We start from the raw sequence: 20,288 nt of genomic DNA, 5'->3' as shown, positions 1-20,288 counted from the left end.
CGTGCGGGCGCTCGTCTTTGCAAAGCCACCTAGAAAGACCCTCGCCCATGACCGCGATGCTATCCAGCGATTTGCCCCTGCCCCGGATCGGCCGCGGCAAGGTGCGCGATATCTACGCCGTTGGCGACGATCGCGTGTTGCTGCTGACCACCGATCGCATCTCGGCATTCGACGTGGTGATGGCGGAAACCATTCCGATGAAGGGCGCGGTGCTGACCCAGATCAGCGCCTGGTGGTTCCGGCAGCTTGAGGGCACCGTGCCGCATCACATGATCAGCGCCGATGCCGACGAGATCATCCGCGCGGTGCCTGAACTGAAGGATCATCGCGCCGACATCCTCGGCCGCGCGATGCTGTGCAAGCGCACCACCGTGTTCCCGATCGAATGCGTGATCCGCGGCTACATCTCCGGCTCGGCGTGGAAGGAGTATGCAGCCGATGGCACGCTTGCCGGCGAGAAGCTGCCGGCCGGCCTGGTCGAGAGCCAGAAGCTCGAACCCGCGATCTTCAGCCCGGCGACCAAGGCCGAGGCCGGCCATGACGAGAACATCACGGTTAAGCGGGTGCGCGAGATCGTCGGCGCCGACGTCGCCGCGACGCTGGAGAAGATGGCGCGCGACGTCTATAGCTACGGCGAGCAGACCAGCCGCGCCCGCGGCATCATCATCGCCGACACCAAATTCGAGTTCGGCCGCGACAAGGACGGCCGCATCATCCTGATCGACGAGGTGATGACGCCGGATTCGTCGCGGTTCTGGGCGGTCGATGCCTACAAGCCCGGCCAGTCGCAGCCGAGCTTCGACAAGCAGCCACTGCGCGACTATCTCGACGTCGAGCGCCGCGCCGGCCGCTGGAACGGCGACGCGCCGGCCCCGCCGCTGCCGGCCAGCGTGGTGGATGCGACGAGCAAGCGGTATCTGGAAGCGTATCGCCGCGTGACGGGAAGCGAGCTGAAGGTTTAGCCGCAGCGTCATTGCGAGCCAACGGGTCGCGCGAAGGCGCGCCCGATGACAGGCTCGGCGAAGCAATCCATGGCGCCACAAGCCGAGGCATGGATTGCTTCGTCGCTACGCTCCTCGCAATGACGGCTGAGGTGTTGCAACGAACTCACCTCTGATGCCACTCTCCGGGCACAACAAGAACAGCCCAGGGAGCGCCCCATGTCCGATGCCGATACCGTGCTCGTCGAGCGCGACGGTCCTGTCACCATCATCTCGATCAACCGTCCGCACAACCGCAACGCCGTCGATGGCGCCACCGCGCGCAAGCTGTATGACGCGTTTCTCGCCTTCGATGCGGACGCGAGCGCATCCGTCGCGGTCTTCACCGGCACGGGCGGCTATTTCTGCGCCGGCGCCGATCTGAAGGCGGTGGCGGCGGGCGATCCCGAGAAAAAGCGCGAGGTCGGCGGCCACGACACGATCGCGCCGATGGGACCGAGCCGGCTGCGGCTGTCGAAGCCGGTGATCGCCGCGATCGAAGGCTTTGCGGTCGCCGGCGGCATGGAGCTCGCGCTGTGGGCCGACATGCGCGTCGTGGCCGAGGACGCAACCTTCGGCGTGTTCTGCCGCCGCTTCGGCGTGCCGCTGATCGATCTCGGCACCATCCGCCTGCCGCGACTGATCGGCCATTCGCAGGCGATCGACCTGATCCTCACCGGACGCCCGGTTGCCGGGCCCGAGGCGCATCGCATGGGGCTCGCGAACCGGCTGGTGCCGAAGGGCGAGACGCGCGCGCACGCCATCTCGCTCGCCAAGGACATCGCGAGATTCCCGCAGAACTGCCTGCGCGCCGACCGGCTGTCGGCGCTGCGGCAGTGGGACCTCGACGAGGAAGAGGCGATCAGGAACGAGATGCGCGGCGGGCTCGACGTGATAGCGTCAGGCGAAACGCTGTCGGGCGCGGCGCGCTTTGCCTCCGGCGTCGGCCGTCACGGCGCGTTCGGCAGTGAGGGCGGCCACGGCTGAAGATCACGTCTCGCTAGACTTCTCCTTCCCCCTGAAAGGGGGAAGGCCGGGATGGGGGTCAGCCGCAGGCGACGCTCTGTGCGGAGAAAGCAGATCCCCACCCGCTTTGCTCTGACGAGCAAAGCGACCTCCCCTTTTCAAGGGGAGGTTGACGCAATTCTGCGGCGCTGGGTTTCGCCGCGCTCTGCGCGAGAAGCGAAATGCCCGCGTTGAGAACCGACTGTCACAAAAATCCTGTTGTCGTCCTGCGCCGGGCTCGTCTACGACTGGCGGCGAAAGTTCAGGACATTTTTTAACGTGATTGGTCGATCGCTCTACTTCGGCTCGCAAGCGCGGCGAGCCATGCACGACGTGCTCGGCGGCGGCGCTGCCAGTGTGCTCGGCATCACGTTCGGCCTGTCCTACGCGCTCTTGATCTTCGCCGGGCCATTGTCGCCCTATCTGTCATACGGCGTGGCGGCGACATTCATTTCCTCGGCCGTGCTCGCGACCTTGATCGCGCTCGGTAGCTCGCTGCCCTTCGCCGTCGCCGGCCCCGACACCTCCACCGCGGCGGTGACGGGAATCCTGATGGCCTCGCTGGTCGAGCGCGTCAGTGCCGCCAACCCGACGGCGCTGCTGCTTGCGCCGGTGCTGATCACGCTCGGGCTCTCGACCATCGTCACCGGCATCGTGCTGTGCTGTCTCGGGCTGACACGGTTCGGCCGCGCCATCCGCTATGTGCCTTACCCTGTCGTCGGTGGATTCCTCGGGGCGACCGGCCTGTTGATCGTGCTGGGCGCGATCAGGGTGATCACCGGCTACCCTGTGCAGCTCAGCACCCTCTTCCACTTCACCAACATCATCACGATCTCCGAGCTCAGTGCCGCCTGCGCGATGGCGCTGGTGCTGTATCTGACCTGGCATCGCTCGCGCACCCCGTTCGGTCTGCCGATCATCCTGATCGGCGGCGTGATCGTGGCGCACCTCGTATTCTGGATCATCGGCATCACGCCCGAGGAAGCGCATCTGACCGGCTGGACCTTCGAGCCGCCGCCGGCATCGACCTTCATGCTGCCGTGGCACATGGCCGAGCTTGCGCAATATCCGTGGTCGGCGGTGCCGGACCTGCTCGGCAACATGATCGCCGTCGTGTTCGTCACCGCGGCGAGTACACTGTTCAACACCACCGGCATCGAGGTCGCGGTACATCGCGAGGCCAATCTCGAGCGCGAGCTCAATATCACCGGCTTCGCCAACATCCTGACCGGCGCGCTGGCCGGCTATGCCGGCTGCATCTCGGTCAGCCGCTCGATCCTGAATTTCTCCAGCGGCGGACGCAGCCGGCTCTCGGGGCTGACGGTCGCTGCGATCTCGCTGCTGATGCTGGCGGCGGCGCCGCAGCTGCTCGGCTACATGCCGAAATTCGTGCTCGGCGGCCTCCTGATCTATCTCGGCGCCGACCAGCTGCATAAATGGATAATCGAATCGCGCAAGCGGCTGTCGCAGACAGAATATGTGTCGCTGCTCGCGATCATCGCCATCATCGTGACCTGGGGCTTCGTGCCCGGCATCCTGATCGGCATCATCATCGGCTGCGCCACCTTTGCGCTCAGCGCGGCGCGGGTCGAGGCGATCAAATACGGTTTCGACGGCTCGGAATATCGCAGCTCGCTGGATCGCTCGCGCGACGACCGCGAGGTGTTGTCGGCCCATGGCGGCAAGATCCAGGGGCTGACCCTGCAAAGCTATCTGTTCTTCGGCTCCGCCAACCGGCTGTACCAGCACGTCAAGGCGCTGCTGCGCGAGCACCCGGAGTGCCGCTATCTGCTGTTCGAATTCAAGCTCGTTACCGGCGTCGATTCATCGGCGGCCTACAGTTTTGCGCAGATCAAGCGCAGCGCGCACGAGGTCGGCGTCGAGCTGGTGCTGGTGCATCTGTCGGCCAAGGCCGAGCAGGTGCTCCGCTCCAGCGATTTCATCGCCGAGGGCGTTACCGTGATCGACGAGCTCGATCGCGCGCTGGAGTGGTGCGAGAACGAGATCATCGCGCAGCACCAGGAGCTCGCGCAGGAGGAGGCCGACCTGCGCGGCTGGTTCGCGGGAATGCTCGACAGCGAGAACGACGCCGACGCGCTGATCCGGCGCTGCCAGCGCATCGAGGTCGACGCCGGCGAGGTCATTGTGCACGCCGGCGACGCCGCCGATTCCATGCACTTCATCCTCGACGGCCGCGTCGGCATCATGGTGCCCGCCGAGGACGGCCGCTCCACCCGGGTGCGCAGCCTCGGCCGCTACACCACGATCGGCGAGATGGGCCTCGTCTCGCAGGCCCCGCGCAGCGCCACCATCCAGGCCGAGATGGCGAGCGTGCTCTATGTGCTGAACACCCACCAGTTCGCCGCGATCCGCGACGAGGACCCCGAGCTCAGCCACAAGCTGCTGACCTATTTCGTGTCGGTGATGGCGGAGCGGCTGACGTTTGCCAATCGCACGATTGCGGTGCTGCGGCGCTAGACAAGGCGTAGCCCGGATGGAGCGCAGCGCAATCCGGGGTTATCGCCCCCCAGCAATATGGGTCCCGGATTTCGCTTCGCTTCATCCGGGCTACGACGCTGAAGCGAGGACGCGGATACGCTACAGCAACCCGCGGCTTTCGCTCGCCGCGAGCTCCGCCATCAGCGCCTTATCCTGATAGCGCGCGAGCGAAAGACTGCGGGCGAAGGCCGGCACGGGCGCGCCGACCACGGCGCGGGCGCAGAGATCGCCGGTGGCGCAGGCGCCCATGGTGCCGTAGCCCGACAGCGCGGTGGCGAGGAACACGCTTGGCGTCTTCGCCGCCCCGATCAGTGGCCAATTCTCTCTCGTCATCGGATAGTACCCGCCGTAATGCACGCGGTCGCGCGGCAGCGCGCCGAGATATTGCGCGAGCTTTGGCTGCAGCCGGATCGCCGCGCGCAGCACGACTTCGGGGAAATAGGGATTCAGCTCCGGCTCGCGAACCGGCTCGGTGGTCTGTTCCGCGTTGAACGCCCAGCCGAGCTTGATCCACTCGCCGTGATCGCCGCCGTCGGGCCGGCAATGGATGCTGCCCGGCATCGGCGCCAGCAGACGCGAAAATTCCGGCGCTGCTGACAGCGCCTCGCGCTCGTCATCGGACCAGCCCAGCGTCTGGCCGTCGAGATCGATCGCGAACGGCATTTTGCGATCGACCGCGCGGTTGCGGTCGGCGAACGCGATCTTCTGCTGCAGCACATTGAAGATCGGCAGCTCTTCGCCATGCATCGCCGCGACATGCGCCGCGAACGGGCCTGCGGCGTTGACGATGATGTCCGCCTTGATGATCTGCCTCGCGCCATCGGCCAGCACCTCGACGGAGAAGCGGTCGGTCTTCGCGATGCTGAGCACTTTGGCCTGCTGGAATTGCGCGCCGAGCGGCCGCATGGTCTCCAGCATGTACTGGCCGAGCTGCTGGCCGCTGATGTCGCCCGCGCGGCGGATATGCAGCGCGGTCGCGACCCCCTTGTCGAAGCTCGGATAGTGCGCCTGGATCAGGTCGCGGCCGAGCAGGACGTCGACCCCGTCGGGCGCGCTCTGCCAGTCCGCCGAATCCGGCGACAGATAGCCTCGGCTGGCGCCCTCATGCATGCGGATCAACTTTTCGGCCTGCGCGCCATAACCGGCATGGAGTTGCTGCAGCAGCTCTTGGGGCTTCTCCTCGCGCGTGACCAGAAGATAGCCGCGCCGGGTCATGTGGATGCGGTTGTCGCTGCGGCGCGCGATCGCCTCCATCAGGTCGGTGGAATGATTGGTGAAATCGGCCATCGTCGGATGCGGCCACCAGTTGCGGTAGTTCTCGCCCGACTGCGCCGAGGTCAATGCCATCGGCTGGCCTTCGTCGACGATCAGCAGGCGCGAACGTTTGTGCTGAACGGCGAGGTAATAGGCCGTGGCGATGCCGACGATGCCCGCACCGATCACCAGGATTTCGACGTCATTGGTCTTCACGCGCATTCTCCTGCGGCCGCGCAGCGCAGCCCGCGATCATTCACATTGTCTGAACGACGATCAGGCAGGGCGACCCTCGCCTGCATCGCGCAGCGCCTGGCGCTGCGCCGAGCGCAGCGTCTTCTGCGTCTCCTCGATATGATCGCGCAGCAGCCGGACCGCCTTCTTGACCTCGCCGTCGCGGCAGAATTCGAGCAGCCGGTAATGCTCGCGCTGCGGCCGCTCCTTTCCGGTCGCCTGCGACACCAGCGCCCGCGTGAAGCGGCCGACATGGCCGTAATTCGCCTCGATCATACTGAGCAGGCGCGGGCGATTGCACGGCGCGTAGAGCGTGGCGTGGAATTTCCAGTTGAAGGCGCCCCATTGCGCCGGATCGGGCTCGGCATCGTAGGCGCGGAGGATTTTCGTCGCCTCATCGAGATCGATCTCGCCCATGGCCGGGATCGCCAGGCGCAGCGCGTGGCATTCGAGCGCGATCCGGATCTCGAGCAGCTCGATCACCTCGTCGATCGACAAATCCGAGACCACCGCGCCGCGATTGGGCAGGAAGGTCACAAAGCCCTCGGCCTCGAGCTGGCGCAGCGCCTCGCGCACCGGGATGCGGCTGGTCCCGAACCGCGCGGCAAGCTCGTCCTGACGCAGCTGCAATCCCGGTGCGAGCTCGCCCGAGCTGATCGCGGTCCGCAATGCCTCGCGCACGGCGTCCGGTGCGGAGCCGTGGGGTCCGGCCCCTCGATGGCTGGTGACGGTTGCGGGCTCCATCCGGCTTCTCTCTCGCTGTGCGGCGGCGGCGGCCAGGATATCCAGCCTAGCCGATTGTATAAAATCAGTTTGCCGATTATGCAATGCTGTGTATAAAATCTCGCCTTATCATATCCAATATTGCCAACGTTCGCGAGCACCCGATGCATCAAGCCACCAAGCGATTGATCTGCCTAGCTTTTCTTGCGGCGGCGTCCGCCCCGGCACAGGCCCAATCGTCCGGCGGCACCCTGGCCAAGATCCGCGATGCCGGCGAAATCCGGCTCGGCCACCGCGACGTCTCGGTCCCGTTCTCCTATCTCGACGACAACCAGAAGCCGGTCGGCTTTGCGATGGACCTTTGCACCCGGATCGTCGATGCGGTGAAGGCCGAGCTCAAGCTGCCGGCGCTGCAAACCAGGCTGCAGCCGATCCAGCTCTCCACCCAGATCCCGCTGATCGAGAACGGCACCATCGACATCGTCTGCGGTCCCGCCACCAATACGCTGGAGCGGCAGAAGGTCGTCACCTTCAGCAACACGATCTTCGTGTCGAGCATCCGCGCGGTGGTGCAGAAGGACGCGCCGATCAAGACCTTTGAGGATCTCGGCGGCCGGCCGGTCTCGCTGACCTCGGGCTCGACCTCGATCGGACTGTTGAGTGCACGGGCCCAGGAGAAGAACTTTCAGACCAAGAACATCCTGACGGCGGACCACGCCGCATCGTTCCTCGCGCTGACCACCGGACGCAGCGAAGCCTTCGTGATGGACGACATTCTGCTGGCGAGCCTGATCGCCGGCAGCCGCAACCCTGCGGACTGGCGCATCATCGACGACAGCCTGCGCACCGAGCCCTACGGGCTGATCATCCGCAAGGGCGATCCGGAGTTCAAGACGCTGGTCGACAAGACGCTGGTCGCCATGATGAAGAACGGCGAATTCCAGGAGCTCTACGCAAAATGGTTCACGCGGCCGATCCCGCCGAAGAACGTGAACCTGAATTTTCCGATGACGGCGCCGCTGAGGGATGCCGTCGCCAACCCGAACGACAAGGGCGTGTGACGCAATCGCCGGATCGGCGGCGGATCTTTCGCAACACAGCCGGGACGACTGAGCGGCCACCGCACACCAGCGTGTGGCGCGCGATGGCCCTCGGCTTTTCTGCTAGAAATCCACTGTCATGGAAAGCCACAGCGTCCGCGGCATGCCGCTGATTACATAACAGGTTGGATTGCCGATCCAGTAGTGCTTGTCGAACAGATTGGTCAGTGACGCCCTGAAGGTGGTCGGACGCCCCGCGAGGGTCGTCGCGTAGCGCGCACCGATGTCGAAGGTCGCCCAGGCGGGAACGCTTTGGACGTTGTCGGCATTGACATAGGCCCGGCTGGTGTAGATGGCGCGCGCCGTCGCGGTGAGGCCGGGCACGAAGGGCGTATCCCATTCGACACCGAGATTGCCCTGCAGGTCGGGCGCGCCGATCGCGTGATTGCCGTCGTAGAGGTGGCCCTGCGTTTGGGTAAGCCGGGCATCAAGCCAGGTCACGCCACCGAGAACGCGGACGCCGGGCGTGACCTCGCCGAAGGTATTGAGCTCGATACCGCGGTTTCTCTGCTCGCCATCCAGACTGTAGATCTTGGTGACGGGATCGATCACACCGCTCGGTTGGCTGATCTGGAACGCCGCAAGGCTCGCACCGAAGCCTCCGAGATCGAGCTTCGTGCCGACCTCGACTTGTCGCGTCTTGAACGGCGCAAACACCGCATTGGTATTCACCGCGCCAGAGGGCGGCGTCGGCCCCGGCGTCAGCCCTTCGATGTAATTGGCATAAAGCGAGAGTTGCTTGATCGGCCTCACCACCAAGGCGATCGAAGGCGACGTCGCGCTATCGTCGTAGTGCGTTGTTTCCAGGCCGCTGACTGGATTGAAGCTGTTCGCGATCACCTGCTGCTGGCGCGCGCCCACGATCACCTGCAACAGGCCCCCCATAGTCGTGATGGTGTCGGCAACACCGACGCTACGCAGCCCGAGGAAGCCGGACTTGCCCTCCGCGAATGTCGATACCGGCGTGCCGGCGGTCGTCAGCAAGGTCGGTCTGTAGATGTTGGTCAGGTAGGTCGCGTAGTTGGTCTGGCCGAGCCAGTCCGTCCGGTTTTGCGCGCTGCCGCTGACCACGACCTCGTGGCCGACAGGACCCGTGTCGAAACGCGCGCGTATACCCGCCTCGCCGGAGGCGCCCTCCGACTTGCCGGTCTGGAACCGTGACGTGCCCAGGGCATCGCCTGCGGTGTTGAGCAGCGTGGCACCGGGATCTTCCTGCTTGTCGTAGCGGAACTGGTTGCCGCCGATCGCACCAAACAGGGTGACGCTGTTGCTGAGATCGTATTCGGCCCTGGTCAAGCCGGTCAGGCTCTGCGACCGCGCATAGTCAAACGGCTGCGCGAGATTGATGCGCGGATCGGGGGCGCTCGGCATGGCGATGCCGGGCACGGGCGTGTAGCCGCGCTGGGCCGCCTTCATCCAGTCGTCCTGGGAGATGATGTCCGCCGACCAGCGAAAGCGCTCTCCACGATAGTCCACGCCGAGCGAGCCCACGCCGTTGCGCGCCGACTGCCGATCGATCGTGGTGTTGCCGCCATCGATCCCGCCGTTGAAGCGAACGCCCCATTCCTTCTGTTCGCCATAGCGGCGTGCGAGGTCCAGCTCCGTTCCAAAACGTCCATCCGAGATGTAGCCGGCGGTCAGGCGCGTGATGTCCTCCGCCGCCCGCTTCGTCACGACATTGACCGTGCCGCCGATGCTGCCTTGCGGAGCCATTCCGTTGAGAAAGGCACCCGGCCCCTTGAGCAGCTCAATGCGCTCGATGGGAGCCGGATTGACGCGGTAGGCTGGAACGAGGCCGTAGAGTCCGTTCAAGGCGATTTCGCTGTTCTCGACCCGGAAGCCGCGAATGGTCAATGCGTCGTAACGGTTGCTGCTGCCGATCGCAGCACGCACCGACGGATCGGAATTGGTCAGCACTTCCGCAACGCTTGTTGCCTGCTGATCGCGGATCGTCTTCGCGGTGTAGCTCGTCAGGCTGTACGGGGCCTCCATATAGTCCTTGTTGCCGAGCAGGCCGAGTTGCCCGCCGCGCGCGACCTGGCCGCCGATATAGGGCACAGGTAACGCCGCCTGCTGCGCGCCGGCCGTCGGCGTGGCCGCAGCCTGCGTCGCGTGCTCGCGCCTGCTCACCTGACGCAATGCCGACGAGCGCACTGAGTGCGACGACGACGGCCTCCGAACCGGCGTGGCTCGATGCTGCGGGGCGGTGACGACGACTGGAGGCAGCGGCGCAACACTGCTCGCGGGTGGTTGCTCCGGAGACTGGGCGAGCAAAGGGACCGCGGAAAGGAGGAGAGACGCGCACGCGAATTGGAATGCGCGTGGAGCGTTTGAACTGACGAGCATGAGGTCCCCGGATTCTTCCTGGCTTCGCCTCGAACATCATCAGGGTTCGAGCACGACCACCGGGGCATAAGCAGCATGCGTTGTGAGGCCAACTAGAACGCATCTAAGCGACGGGGATAAAGCTTGCCGCGCAAGACGACATTGATGCGGCAGATTCCGCGTTTCGCTTATTCCGTCCTTGAAATGGCGAGGCGCGTACGCGGTTCGATCGCCCGACAGACGCTCTCGAGGTTAGAGAGATTCTTGATGCGATCGTCGCTGCGCTCCGCGCGATACATCCAATCGTCGTGATGAATTGTCGCAGACCGCGAATGCCGGCGGACGGAGCGATCGACAACGACAATCGATGAATTCACGGGCATGCGTCCCCTCGCCCGCCAGGGCGAAGGGACACGCAGCCCGGCGATCAGACGCCGGCCATCATCACGTATTTGATCTCGACATATTCATCCATGCCGTGGCGCGAGCCTTCGCGGCCGAGGCCCGATTCCTTGACGCCGCCGAACGGCGCCACTTCGGTCGTGATCAGGCCGGAGTTGACGCCGACCATGCCCGACTCCAGCGCCTCGGCGACGCGCCAGACGCGGCCGATGTCGCGCGAATAGAAGTAGGAGGCAAGGCCGAACGGTGAGGCATTGCACATCGCGATCACGTCGGCCTCGTCCTTGAAGCGGATCACCGGCGCGAGCGGGCCAAAGGTCTCTTCGTGCGAGACCAGCGCGTCCGGCCGCACATCCGACAGCACCGTCGGCTCGAAGAAGCTGCGGCCGAGCGACGAGCGCTTGCCGCCGGTCACGATCTTGGCGCCGCCCTTGACAGCGTCGGCGATATGCCGCTCGACTTTCTCGATCGCTTCCATGTTGATCAGCGGCCCCTGCGTCACGCCCTGCTCCGTGCCGTCGCCGATCTTCATCTCCGCGACCTTCTTCGACAGCTTCGATACGAACGCGTCGTAGATCTTGTCCTGGGCATAGAGACGGTTGGCGCAGACGCAGGTCTGGCCCATGTTGCGATACTTCGAGACGATGGCGCCTTCGACGGCGGCATCGATATCGGCGTCGTCGAACACCACGAACGGCGCGTTGCCGCCGAGCTCGAGGCCGAGCTTCTTCACGCCGACCGACGCCTGCCGGTACAGGATCTTGCCGACCTCGGTCGAGCCGGTGAAGCCGACGAAGCGCACCGCCGGATGCTCGCACAGCACCTTGCCGATCGGCGGCGCATCACCGGTGATGATGTTGAACACGCCCTTCGGCACGTCGGCCTTCTCGGCCAGCGCAACGAGCGCGAGCGCGGACAGCGGCGTCTCGTTGGCGGGCTTCAGCACCACGGTGCAACCGGCCGCCAGCGCCGGCGAGACTTTGCGGGTGATCATCGAGTTCGGGAAATTCCATGGGGTGATGGCGCCGCAGACACCGATCGGCTGCCGGATCGCAAGCAGACGCGCGTCCGGACGCTGGGTCGGGATCGTCTCGCCGTAAACACGCCGCGCCTCTTCCGCGAAGAATTCGACATAGGCGGCGCCGATATCGACCTCGCCGAGCGCTTCCGCCAGGGGCTTGCCCTGCTCGGAGGTCAGGATCAGCGCGAGGTCCTCGCGGTTGGCGATGATCAGATCGAACCATTTGCGCAGGATGTTGGAGCGCTGTTTCGCGGTCAGCTTGGCCCAGGCCGGAAACGCGCGCTCGGCGGCCTCGACGGCCTTGGTCGCGTCATCGGCGCTCAGCTGCGGGATCTTGATCAGCTCGACGCCGGTCGCCGGATTGTTGACGGCGAATTCGGGGGTACCAACCCAGGCGCCGTCGATGTAGCAGCGGTCGCGCAGCAGCGAGGGGTCCTTCAGGCGGCTTTGCAGGGAGGATGCTGCGGATTGGGTGGCGCGTGCGGCAACGGGCGGGGTCATGGCGTTACTCCTGTCATTTCTGGAATTTCTTGGGGGTGTTCGCCGCCTATATAAGCGGAAAGCCGCTGCGATGCACCGGCGCCGGGCGCGACCCTGCTTGGACGCAAACGCGGCGCGATTGTTGGAGGGTTGTCATTCCGGGGCGGCTCTAAGAGCCGAACTCGGAATCTCGAGATTCTCGGTGCGCAGTTGCGCACCTAAGGGTTCGATGCTGCGCATCGCCCCGGAATGACGGCTCTGATCAGACCGCGCCGCCGGACATATAGGTTTCACGACGCCCGATCATGCGCTCGGCCGCGGCCTTGGCGTCCGCCTTGGTCGAGGTCGCGCAGGTCCGGTATTCGAGGTCGGCCTGGGCCCGCGCATCGCGGCGGCCGAACCAGGATTTGGCGCCGGTCTGCAGCAGCGCCAGCGCCCGCGCGACATTCTCGACGGCCTCGAACGAGTGCAGCGCGCCGGTACCTGCGTAGCGGACTTCGTAGAGACCTGGGCTGATCGGCGCTTCGATATTCTCGCCGCGGCCCGGCCGCGGATAGCGCTTCCATTCACTCCATGTCGAAATCATTGCTGCGCCCCCGCAAGGCGGGAAATGACGAATCTTTTCGTCAAATCCGGTCCAATCCGCCGCACCGTTTGTGCAGCGATCTGAATGCGTTAATGCAAATAATCAGGTACGAAAATCATTCCTTGATCACGTTACCGTGGCCACCCGCGAAGGTCACCGGGACTTGCTCGAAGTCCCCTGCAAAATCTGCGCGCGTGGTGAACGCCTCCCGACCAAGGCCGTTCCTGGCGGCCGGCCTTCACGACATCGCGACGTCGTCGCATCGCGCCCGCCTTGCGGGAGCGGAAAAGCGGGAGGATGATCCGCCCACTTCAAAACAATAAACCCCACCGGAGGAAGCCCCCAATGCAGAGCAAGGCTCAGATCGATCAGGTATTGCGCCAGAAGAGCGAGGCAAAGGAAATTCCCGGCGTGGTCGCCATCGCGGCCACCGGCAAGGACGTGATCTACGAAGGCGCGTTCGGCCAGCGCGACCTCTCCAAGAGCGATCCCATGACGGCGGACAGCGTGTTCTGGATCGCCTCGATGACCAAGGCGGTGACCTCGGCGGGCGCGATGCAGCTCGTCGAGCAGGGCAAGCTCTCGCTCGACGAGCCGATCGGCAAGCTGTTGCCCGATCTCGCCGCGGTGCAGGTGCTCGACGGCTTCGACGCCAAGGGCGAACCGCAACTGCGGCCGGCGAAAAAGCCGATCACGCTGCGCCAGCTCATGACCCACACCGCCGGCTTCGCCTACGACATGTGGGACGGCAATCTCGGCAAGTATCTGGAAAAGACCGGCACGCCCGGCATCATCACCTGCCTGAATGCCGCGCTGAAGACGCCGATCATGACCGACCCCGGCACGCGCTGGGAATACGGCACCAATATCGACTTCGTCGGCAAGGCGGTGGAGGCCGCATCCGGCAAGAAGCTCGATGCCTATCTGCGCGACAACGTGTTCGCGCCGCTCGGCATGAGTGACACCGCCTTCAAGATCTCTGACGACATGCGCAAGCGGCTGGTCGGCATGCACGCCCGCGGCGAGGACGGCACGCTGGCGGCAATCCCGTTCGAGCTCGAGCAGAATCCTGAATTCCACATGGGCGGCGGCGGCCTGTATTCGACCGCGGCCGACTACATCAAGTTCTGCCAGATGATCCTCAACAAGGGCAAAGGCAACGGCAATCAGGTGCTGAAGGCCGAGACGGTCGCGACCATGGGGCAGAATCACATCGGCGAGCTCACCGTCGGCAAGATGACGACGGCCTTGCCGATGTACACCAACGATGTCGATCTCTATCCCGACATCGTCAAGAAGTGGGGCTTGAGCTTCCTCATCAACACCGCCAAGACGCCGGAAGGCCGCAGCGCCGGCAGCCTCGCCTGGGCGGGCCTTGCCAACACCTATTACTGGATCGATCCGTCGCGCGACGTCTGCGGCGTGATCCTGACCCAGCTGTTGCCGTTCGCCGACAAGCACAGCCTGGAAGCCTTCGCAGGCTTCGAGAAGGGCATCTATGCCGGGCTGGATGCCGGCAGCGGGCAGAGGGCGGCGTAAGGCTCGATGAGATAAGTCGTACCAGCCGTGACGGGACTCCTCTCCCTCTCCCCGTTCTTACGGGGAGAGGGTTGGGGTGAGGGGCTGCTTCCGCGCAGACGGTCGCAATTGGACTCGCAGAGACTCCCCCTCACCCGGATCGCATCTTCGATGCGATCCGACCTCTCCCCGCACGCGGGGCAAGGTGAAGCGGAACCCGTCGCCGCTACAATCGAAAACCACACCCGCCATAGGTCGGGCCTGTCCGATCGGCGCCAAACGACTAAGATCGCGCAAAAAGCGTGACGACACGAACACGACCACGAGGAGGACGAGCTTGGCACCCACACCCAAGGGAGACAGCAAGGCCGACAGCTATGTCTGCGGCATTTCCGATACGCCGCTGCTCGGTGAGACCATCGGCCGCAGCCTCGACCGCGCACGGGCGCGCTGGGGCGAGCGCGAGGCGCTGGTCTCGCCGAGTCACCATGTGCGCTGGACCTGGAACGAATTCGCCGAGCGCGTCGATGCCTTGGCGGCGGGCTTCATCGCGCTCGGGCTGCAACGCGGCGAGCGGATCGGCATCTGGTCGCTGAACCGCCCGGAATGGACGCTGACGCAATTCGCCGCCGCGAAAGCCGGACTGATCCTCGTCACCATCAATCCGGCCTATCGCCTCAGCGAGCTCGAATTCGCACTCGGCAAGGTCGGCTGCGCCGCGATCGTGACGGCGACCGCATTCAAGACCTCGGCCTATATGGAGATGCTGAACACGCTGCTGCCCGAGCTTGCGAGCTCCGAGCCCGGCCATCTGCGCTCGGCGCGGCTGCCGCAACTGCGCGCCGTGATCCAGATCGGCGGACCGGCGGCGCCGGGCACCATTCCGTTCGATGCGGTATCGCAGATGGGCGGCGATCGCCCTCGCGAGCAGCTTGCGGCGCTTGGCGCAAGCCTGCAGTTCGACGATCCGGTCAATATTCAATTTACGAGCGGCACCACCGGCTCGCCCAAGGGCGTGACGCTGACCCATCACAACATCCTCAACAACGGCTACTTCACCGGCCTCGCCATGCGGCTGACCGAAGCGGACCGCATCTGCATTCCGGTGCCGCTCTATCACTGCTTCGGCATGGTGATGGGCAACCTCGCCTCGGTCACGCTCGGCACCACCATGGTCTATCCCGGCGAAGGTTTTGATCCGCTGGCGACGCTGACGACGGTCGCGCAGGAGAGATGCACGACGCTGTACGGCGTGCCGACCATGTTCATCGCCGAGCTCGACCATCCCGACTTCGCGCGCTTCGACTTGTCGTCGCTGCGCACCGGCATCATGGCCGGCGCGCCCTGCCCGATCGAGGTGATGAAGCGCGTCAATACCGAGATGAACATGCGCGAGGTGACGATCGCCTACGGCATGACCGAGACCAGCCCGGTGAGTTTCCAGAGCGCGACCGACGATCCGCTGGAGCGCCGCGTCTCGACCGTCGGCCGCATCCATCCGCATGTCGAGGTCAAGGTGGTCGATCTCGACGGCAAGGTGATGCCGCGCGGCGAACGCGGCGAGCTCTGCACCCGCGGCTACAGCATCATGCTCGGCTATTGGGACGAGAAGGAAAAGACCGGCGATGTTCTCGACGCCAATGGCTGGATGCACACCGGCGATCTCGCCGTGATCGACGACGAGGGCTACTGCAACATCGTCGGCCGCATCAAGGACATGGTGATCCGCGGCGGCGAGAACCTGTATCCGCGCGAGATCGAGGAATTCCTCTACCGCCATCCGAAGATCCAGGACGTGCAGATCTTCGGCGTCGCCGACGAGCGCTATGGCGAGGAGCTGTGCGCCTGGGTCAGGATCAGGCAGGGTGAAACGCTCACCGCCGACGAGGTCCGCGCCTTCTGCCATGGCCAGATCGCCCACAACAAGATCCCGCGCTATGTCGAGTTCGTCGAGGAATTCCCGATGACGGTGACGGGGAAAATCCAGAAGTTCGTGATGCGCGACGCGGTCGAGCAGCGGCTCGGATTGAAGGCGGCGAAGACGGCGTGATCTCTCTTCTCCCTCGCCCCGCTCTTGCGGGGAGAGGGTCGGGGTGAGGGGCCGCCTCCGCAAACTGGATGAAGATGAGTACGCGGAGACTCCCCCTCACCCGGATCGCATCTTGCGATGCGATCCGGCCTCTCCCCGCAGGCGGGGCGAGGCGAGAAAGAGCGGCGCCCTTAAACCAGCAGCCCCTGCTGCTTCGCCAGATCCTGCAGCGACACCAGCGGCCGGGCGCCGATGTGCTGGATCACCTCGGCGGCGGCGAGCGCGCCGAGCCGGCCGGCATTCTCATGGCCGACATTGCGCACGAGACCGACCAGGAAGCCGGCGGCGAACAGATCGCCGGCGCCGGTGGTATCGACCAGCCTGTCGATCGGCGAGGCCGGCGCCGCGACGACGCTGTCGCCTGATATCACGACGCAGCCCTTCTCGCTGCGAGTGACGACGCCGAGCTTGGTGTCCTTGCCGAACTGCTTCAGCGCGGTGTCGAAATCCGAGGTCTGGTATAGCGAGTGCAGCTCGGACTCGTTGGAGAACACCAGGTCCACGATGCCCTTGCGCATCAGATCGAGGAATTCGTCGCGGTAGCGATCGACGCAGAACGAATCCGACAGCGTCAGCGCGACCTGGCGGCCCGCGCCATGCGCGATATCAGCCGCCTTCACGAAAGCGTCCTTGGCGTTCTTCGGATCCCAGAGATAGCCCTCGAGATAGATGATGCTGGCGGCTGCGATCTGGTTCGGATCGATATCGTCCGGCGTCAGATCCTGCGCGGCGCCGAGATAGGTGTTCATGGTGCGCTCCCCGTCCGGCGTCACCAGGATGTAGGAGCAGCCGGTGGCCGGTCCGGTCCTGGCCGGCGCGGTGTCGAAGGCGACGCCGGCGGCGCGGATGTCGTGGACGTAGAGCTTGCCGATCTGGTCGTCCTTGACCTTGCCGACATAGGCGGCGCGGGCACCGAGATTGCCGACGCCGACGATGGTGTTCGCGGCCGAGCCGCCCGACATTTCGGTCGCCACCCCCATGTCGCTGTAGATCGCGGTGGCGCGCGCCTCGTCGATCAGTTGCATCGAGCCCTTGGTCATGCCGTGACGGGCAAGGAACCCCTCGTCGGTCTGCACCAGCACGTCGAAGATCGCGTTGCCGATCCCAAGAACGTCGTATTTTGCGTCAGCCATAGACCTGCCCTGTGTTAACGCCACCCAACAAGAGTGGCGGCCTATCACGTTACGCCTCGGGGCAGCAAGGGAAGCTATTTGGGCGAAACCCTGTCAGCATTGCGCTCTGCCAACCCGTCATCCTGAGGAGCGCGTAGCGCGTCTCGAAGGATGAACGGCCCGACTTTGGCCGATTCATCCTTCGAGGCTCGCCGAAGAGGCTCGCACCTCAGGATGACGGGACTGACACCGCTGGCAGCAACGCAGGCTGCTGCTATAGAGACGCAATGTTCCGCTCATTCCTCACGGTCTCCTCGGGAACGCTGGCCTCGCGACTGCTCGGCTTCGTGCGCGATTCCGTGATCGCGGCGCTGCTGGGCACGGGACCGGTGGCGGATGCCTTCCTGGCGGCATTCCAGCTTGTGAATGTTGTGCGACGGCTGTTGTCCGAGGGCGGACTGAATGCCGCCCTGGTGCCGGCCTGGCTGAAGGCGCGCGATGCCGGCGGCATGGACGCCGCGACCGCCTTTGCCGGCCGCGTGCTCGGCACCGTCAGCGCCGCGGTGATCGCATCCGCGCTCGTCATCGGCGTGCTGATGCCGCTGGTGATCGCGGCGATCGCGCCGGGGTTCGTCGGCCGCGACACGCTGCAATTCGCCGTCGACGACGCGAGGCTGATGCTGCCCTATCTCGCCTTCGCCGGCCCGGTCACCGTGATGATGGCGCTGCTCAGCGCGCAGGGGCGCTTCGCGCTGACCGCGTTCTCGCCGCTGTTGTTCAACATCGCGCTGATATCCGTGATGGCCGTGCTGCTGGTGCGGCAGCAGGAGCCGGCGCAGGCCGCGATTGTCATGGCGGCAACGATCGGCATCGCCGGCTTCCTGCAACTGTCGATGCTGGCGCTGCGCGGCGCAAGGCTCGCCTCGCCGCTCCGCGTGTCCTTCGATCCTGACATGCGCGGCTTTCTCGGCCGCGCGATCCCCGGCATGGTCGCGAGTAGCGCGCCGCAATGGCTGATGGTGGCAGGCGCGGTGATCGCATCGACCTCGCCGTCGGCGGTGTCCTGGCTCTATTTCGCCAACCGCCTGCTCGAGCTGCCGCTCGGCATTGTCGGCGTCGCCATGGGCACCGTGCTGATCCCGGAGATGACGCGCGCCGTGCGCAGCGGCGAATCCAGCGCGATCGCGCATGCGGAATCACGTGCCCTCGAGCTCGCGGTCGGGCTGGCGCTGCCGGCGACGCTCGGCCTGATGGTGCTGAGCGAACCGATCGTGCGGATGCTGTTCGAGCACGGCGCGTTCACCGCCCAGGATAGCGCGGCAACCGCGCAAGCCTTGATCTGGCTGACGCTGGCCTTGCCGGCGCATGTGCTGGTGAAGGCGCTGTCGCCGGCATTCTTTGCGCGCGAGGACACGCTGACGCCGCTGCTCGCGACGCTGAAGGCGGTCGTGGTGACGATCGCGGCGGCCTTTCTGCTCGGGCAGATCTTCGGTGCGAGCGGAATTGCCGCAGGCATCGCGCTCGGCGCCTGGAGCAACGCACTGGCACTGATCCGCAAGGGGGCCGCGACCTTCGGCTTCTCGATCGACGCCGATGCGCGCCGCCGGCTGCCGCGCATCCTGGCCGCGGCGCTCGCGATGGGCGCCCTGCTCTGGCTCGCGGAGGGCGGGCTGCCGTCGGCCGGTAGCCACGGTTTCGTGCAGGCAGCCTCCCTGCTCGTGCTGATCGCGGCAGGTATCGCCGCTTACGGGCTGTTCTTGCAGCTTTTCGGCGTCACCGGCTGGCGCGAGGCGGTTAACGCCGTCCGGCAAAGGCGCCCCGCCTGACTTGCGCGCGCGGAGCTTAAGTGGCAAACGACGCGGCAAAACTAGCCATTTCCGGGAATCGAGACCATGGCGTTCGTTGAACGGGTTTTCTCAGGCGTCCAGCCGACGGGCAATCTGCACCTCGGCAACTACCTCGGCGCTATCGTCAACTTCGTGAAGATGCAGCAGACCCACAACTGCATCTATTGCGTCGTCGACATGCATGCGATCACGCAGGGCGTCGAGGTCTGGGGCGGCCCGGCCGAGCTCGCCCGCAACACCCGCGAGGTCACCGCGGCCTTCATCGCCGCGGGCATCGATGCCAAGAAGCACATCGTGTTCAACCAGAGCCAGATCGCCGGCCATGCCGAGCTGACCTGGATCTTCAACTGCGTCGCGCGGATCGGCTGGCTGAACCGCATGACGCAGTTCAAGGAGAAGGCCGGCAAGGACCGCGAGAACGCCTCGGTCGGCCTCTACGACTATCCGGTGCTGATGGCCGCCGACATCCTGCTCTACCGCGCGACCCATGTGCCGGTCGGCGAGGACCAGAAGCAGCATCTGGAGCTGTCCCGCGACATCGCGCAGAAGTTCAACAACGATTTCGCTGATTCAATTCGTGGTCATGGTTTCGCCGACGGCCTGTTCTTCCCGCAGCCCGAGCCGCTGATCACGGGGCCGGCGACGCGGGTGATGAGCCTGCGCGACGGCACCAAGAAGATGTCGAAGTCGGATGCGTCGGACAATTCGCGCATCAACCTCACCGACGACGCCGACACCATCGCGCAGAAGATCCGCAAGGCGAAGACCGATCCGGAGCCGCTGCCGTCCGAGGAGAAGGGTCTGGAAACCCGCCCCGAGGCCGACAACCTGGTCGGCATCTACGCGGCGCTGGCCGGCATCTCCAAGCAGGAGGTGCTGACGCAGTTCGGCGGCGGGCAGTTCTCCAGCTTCAAGAACGCGCTGGTCGAGGTTTGCGTCGCGAAACTGGCGCCGATCGCCTCCGAGATGAAGAAGCTGGTCGCCGATCCCGGCCATGTCGACGCGGTCCTCGCCGACGGCGCCAACCGCGCCCGCGGCATCGCCGACGAGACCATGCGCATCACCAAGGACATCGTCGGCTTCATCCGCCCGCGCTGACGCGCGAGGCAGGAA

The 20,288-nt window shown here is 65.3% G+C and carries 14 protein-coding genes; 8 read left to right on the top strand and 6 right to left on the bottom strand.

Annotated features, from left to right (window positions below; translation table 11 throughout):
* The first annotated feature begins 47 nt into the window (after positions 1-47).
* From J2R78_RS17715 to J2R78_RS17705, 3 genes are all read left to right on the top strand, one after another.
* A complete protein-coding gene (locus J2R78_RS17715) occupies positions 48-962 on the top strand; it encodes a phosphoribosylaminoimidazolesuccinocarboxamide synthase (RefSeq protein WP_253605878.1) in 915 nt (304 codons plus the stop codon).
* Positions 963-1,160: 198 nt separating this feature from the next.
* A complete protein-coding gene (locus tag J2R78_RS17710) occupies positions 1,161-1,967 on the top strand; it encodes a crotonase/enoyl-CoA hydratase family protein (RefSeq protein ID WP_253605876.1) in 807 nt (268 codons plus the stop codon).
* 342 nt (positions 1,968-2,309) lie between these two features.
* A complete protein-coding gene (locus J2R78_RS17705; protein ID WP_253609845.1) occupies positions 2,310-4,463 on the top strand; it encodes a SulP family inorganic anion transporter in 2,154 nt (717 codons plus the stop codon).
* 120 nt (positions 4,464-4,583) lie between these two features.
* Here the strand turns inward: J2R78_RS17705 and J2R78_RS17700 are convergent, their stop codons facing one another.
* Together J2R78_RS17700 and J2R78_RS17695 are read right to left on the bottom strand one after the other, a co-directional pair.
* Positions 4,584-5,960, bottom strand: a complete 1,377-nt coding sequence (locus J2R78_RS17700) for an FAD-binding oxidoreductase (protein ID WP_253605875.1) — start codon at positions 5,958-5,960, stop codon at positions 4,584-4,586.
* Positions 5,961-6,014: 54 nt separating this feature from the next.
* A complete protein-coding gene (locus J2R78_RS17695) occupies positions 6,015-6,716 on the bottom strand; it encodes a GntR family transcriptional regulator (RefSeq protein ID WP_253605874.1) in 702 nt (233 codons plus the stop codon).
* A gap of 143 nt (positions 6,717-6,859) precedes the next feature.
* Between J2R78_RS17695 and J2R78_RS17690 the strand changes: the two genes are divergently transcribed.
* Entirely contained in the window at positions 6,860-7,756 is an 897-nt protein-coding gene (locus J2R78_RS17690; RefSeq protein ID WP_253605873.1) for an amino acid ABC transporter substrate-binding protein, read from the top strand.
* A gap of 102 nt (positions 7,757-7,858) precedes the next feature.
* Here the strand turns inward: J2R78_RS17690 and J2R78_RS17685 are convergent, their stop codons facing one another.
* From J2R78_RS17685 to J2R78_RS17675, 3 genes are all read right to left on the bottom strand, one after another.
* Complete coding sequence (locus J2R78_RS17685; protein ID WP_253605872.1) at positions 7,859-9,925, bottom strand: TonB-dependent siderophore receptor; 2,067 nt, start codon at positions 9,923-9,925, stop codon at positions 7,859-7,861.
* 622 nt (positions 9,926-10,547) lie between these two features.
* Positions 10,548-12,044 carry an NAD-dependent succinate-semialdehyde dehydrogenase gene (locus J2R78_RS17680; protein ID WP_253605871.1) on the bottom strand — a complete coding sequence of 499 codons (1,497 nt, stop codon included), beginning with the start codon at positions 12,042-12,044 and terminating at the stop codon, positions 10,548-10,550.
* Positions 12,045-12,285: 241 nt separating this feature from the next.
* A complete protein-coding gene (locus J2R78_RS17675; protein ID WP_092080983.1) occupies positions 12,286-12,609 on the bottom strand; it encodes a hypothetical protein in 324 nt (107 codons plus the stop codon).
* A gap of 345 nt (positions 12,610-12,954) precedes the next feature.
* On the opposite strand from J2R78_RS17675, the gene J2R78_RS17670 reads away from it, so the two are divergent.
* Both J2R78_RS17670 and J2R78_RS17665 read left to right on the top strand, forming a co-directional pair.
* The gene (locus J2R78_RS17670) at positions 12,955-14,148 is read left to right on the top strand and encodes a serine hydrolase (protein WP_092080985.1); all 1,194 of its coding nucleotides are present in this window, start codon (positions 12,955-12,957) and stop codon (positions 14,146-14,148) included.
* A 316-nt stretch (positions 14,149-14,464) separates the two neighbouring features.
* Entirely contained in the window at positions 14,465-16,177 is a 1,713-nt protein-coding gene (locus J2R78_RS17665; RefSeq protein WP_253605870.1) for an AMP-binding protein, read from the top strand.
* Positions 16,178-16,347: 170 nt separating this feature from the next.
* Here J2R78_RS17665 and J2R78_RS17660 read toward each other — a convergent pair whose 3' ends face one another.
* Entirely contained in the window at positions 16,348-17,349 is a 1,002-nt protein-coding gene (locus J2R78_RS17660) for an adenosine kinase (protein WP_253605868.1), read from the bottom strand.
* Positions 17,350-17,615: 266 nt separating this feature from the next.
* On the opposite strand from J2R78_RS17660, the gene murJ reads away from it, so the two are divergent.
* Both murJ and trpS read left to right on the top strand, forming a co-directional pair.
* The gene (gene murJ, locus J2R78_RS17655; protein WP_253605866.1) at positions 17,616-19,154 is read left to right on the top strand and encodes a murein biosynthesis integral membrane protein MurJ; all 1,539 of its coding nucleotides are present in this window, start codon (positions 17,616-17,618) and stop codon (positions 19,152-19,154) included.
* Positions 19,155-19,220: 66 nt separating this feature from the next.
* Positions 19,221-20,273, top strand: coding sequence for a tryptophan--tRNA ligase (gene trpS, locus J2R78_RS17650; RefSeq protein ID WP_076824511.1), 1,053 nt, complete (start codon positions 19,221-19,223; stop codon positions 20,271-20,273).
* Positions 20,274-20,288 lie beyond the last annotated feature (15 nt).

It is taken from the genome of Bradyrhizobium sp. USDA 4538, assembly GCF_024171045.1.
Lineage (GTDB): Bacteria > Pseudomonadota > Alphaproteobacteria > Rhizobiales > Xanthobacteraceae > Bradyrhizobium > Bradyrhizobium australafricanum.
Note: the sequence above shows the minus strand (reverse complement) of the source record. Positions and strands in the feature narration are given on the sequence as shown.

Coding starts and splice junctions, on each gene's coding strand:
- J2R78_RS17705 (WP_253609845.1), top strand. CDS start 2,310: ATGCACGACGTGCTCGGCGGCGGCGCTGCCAGTGTGCTCGGCATCACG.
- J2R78_RS17715 (WP_253605878.1), top strand. CDS start 48: ATGACCGCGATGCTATCCAGCGATTTGCCCCTGCCCCGGATCGGCCGC.
- J2R78_RS17670 (WP_092080985.1), top strand. CDS start 12,955: ATGCAGAGCAAGGCTCAGATCGATCAGGTATTGCGCCAGAAGAGCGAG.
- J2R78_RS17695 (WP_253605874.1), bottom strand. CDS start 6,716: ATGGAGCCCGCAACCGTCACCAGCCATCGAGGGGCCGGACCCCACGGC.
- J2R78_RS17700 (WP_253605875.1), bottom strand. CDS start 5,960: ATGCGCGTGAAGACCAATGACGTCGAAATCCTGGTGATCGGTGCGGGC.
- J2R78_RS17675 (WP_092080983.1), bottom strand. CDS start 12,609: ATGATTTCGACATGGAGTGAATGGAAGCGCTATCCGCGGCCGGGCCGC.
- murJ (WP_253605866.1), top strand. CDS start 17,616: ATGTTCCGCTCATTCCTCACGGTCTCCTCGGGAACGCTGGCCTCGCGA.
- J2R78_RS17660 (WP_253605868.1), bottom strand. CDS start 17,349: ATGGCTGACGCAAAATACGACGTTCTTGGGATCGGCAACGCGATCTTC.
- J2R78_RS17710 (WP_253605876.1), top strand. CDS start 1,161: ATGTCCGATGCCGATACCGTGCTCGTCGAGCGCGACGGTCCTGTCACC.
- J2R78_RS17690 (WP_253605873.1), top strand. CDS start 6,860: ATGCATCAAGCCACCAAGCGATTGATCTGCCTAGCTTTTCTTGCGGCG.
- trpS (WP_076824511.1), top strand. CDS start 19,221: ATGGCGTTCGTTGAACGGGTTTTCTCAGGCGTCCAGCCGACGGGCAAT.
- J2R78_RS17680 (WP_253605871.1), bottom strand. CDS start 12,044: ATGACCCCGCCCGTTGCCGCACGCGCCACCCAATCCGCAGCATCCTCC.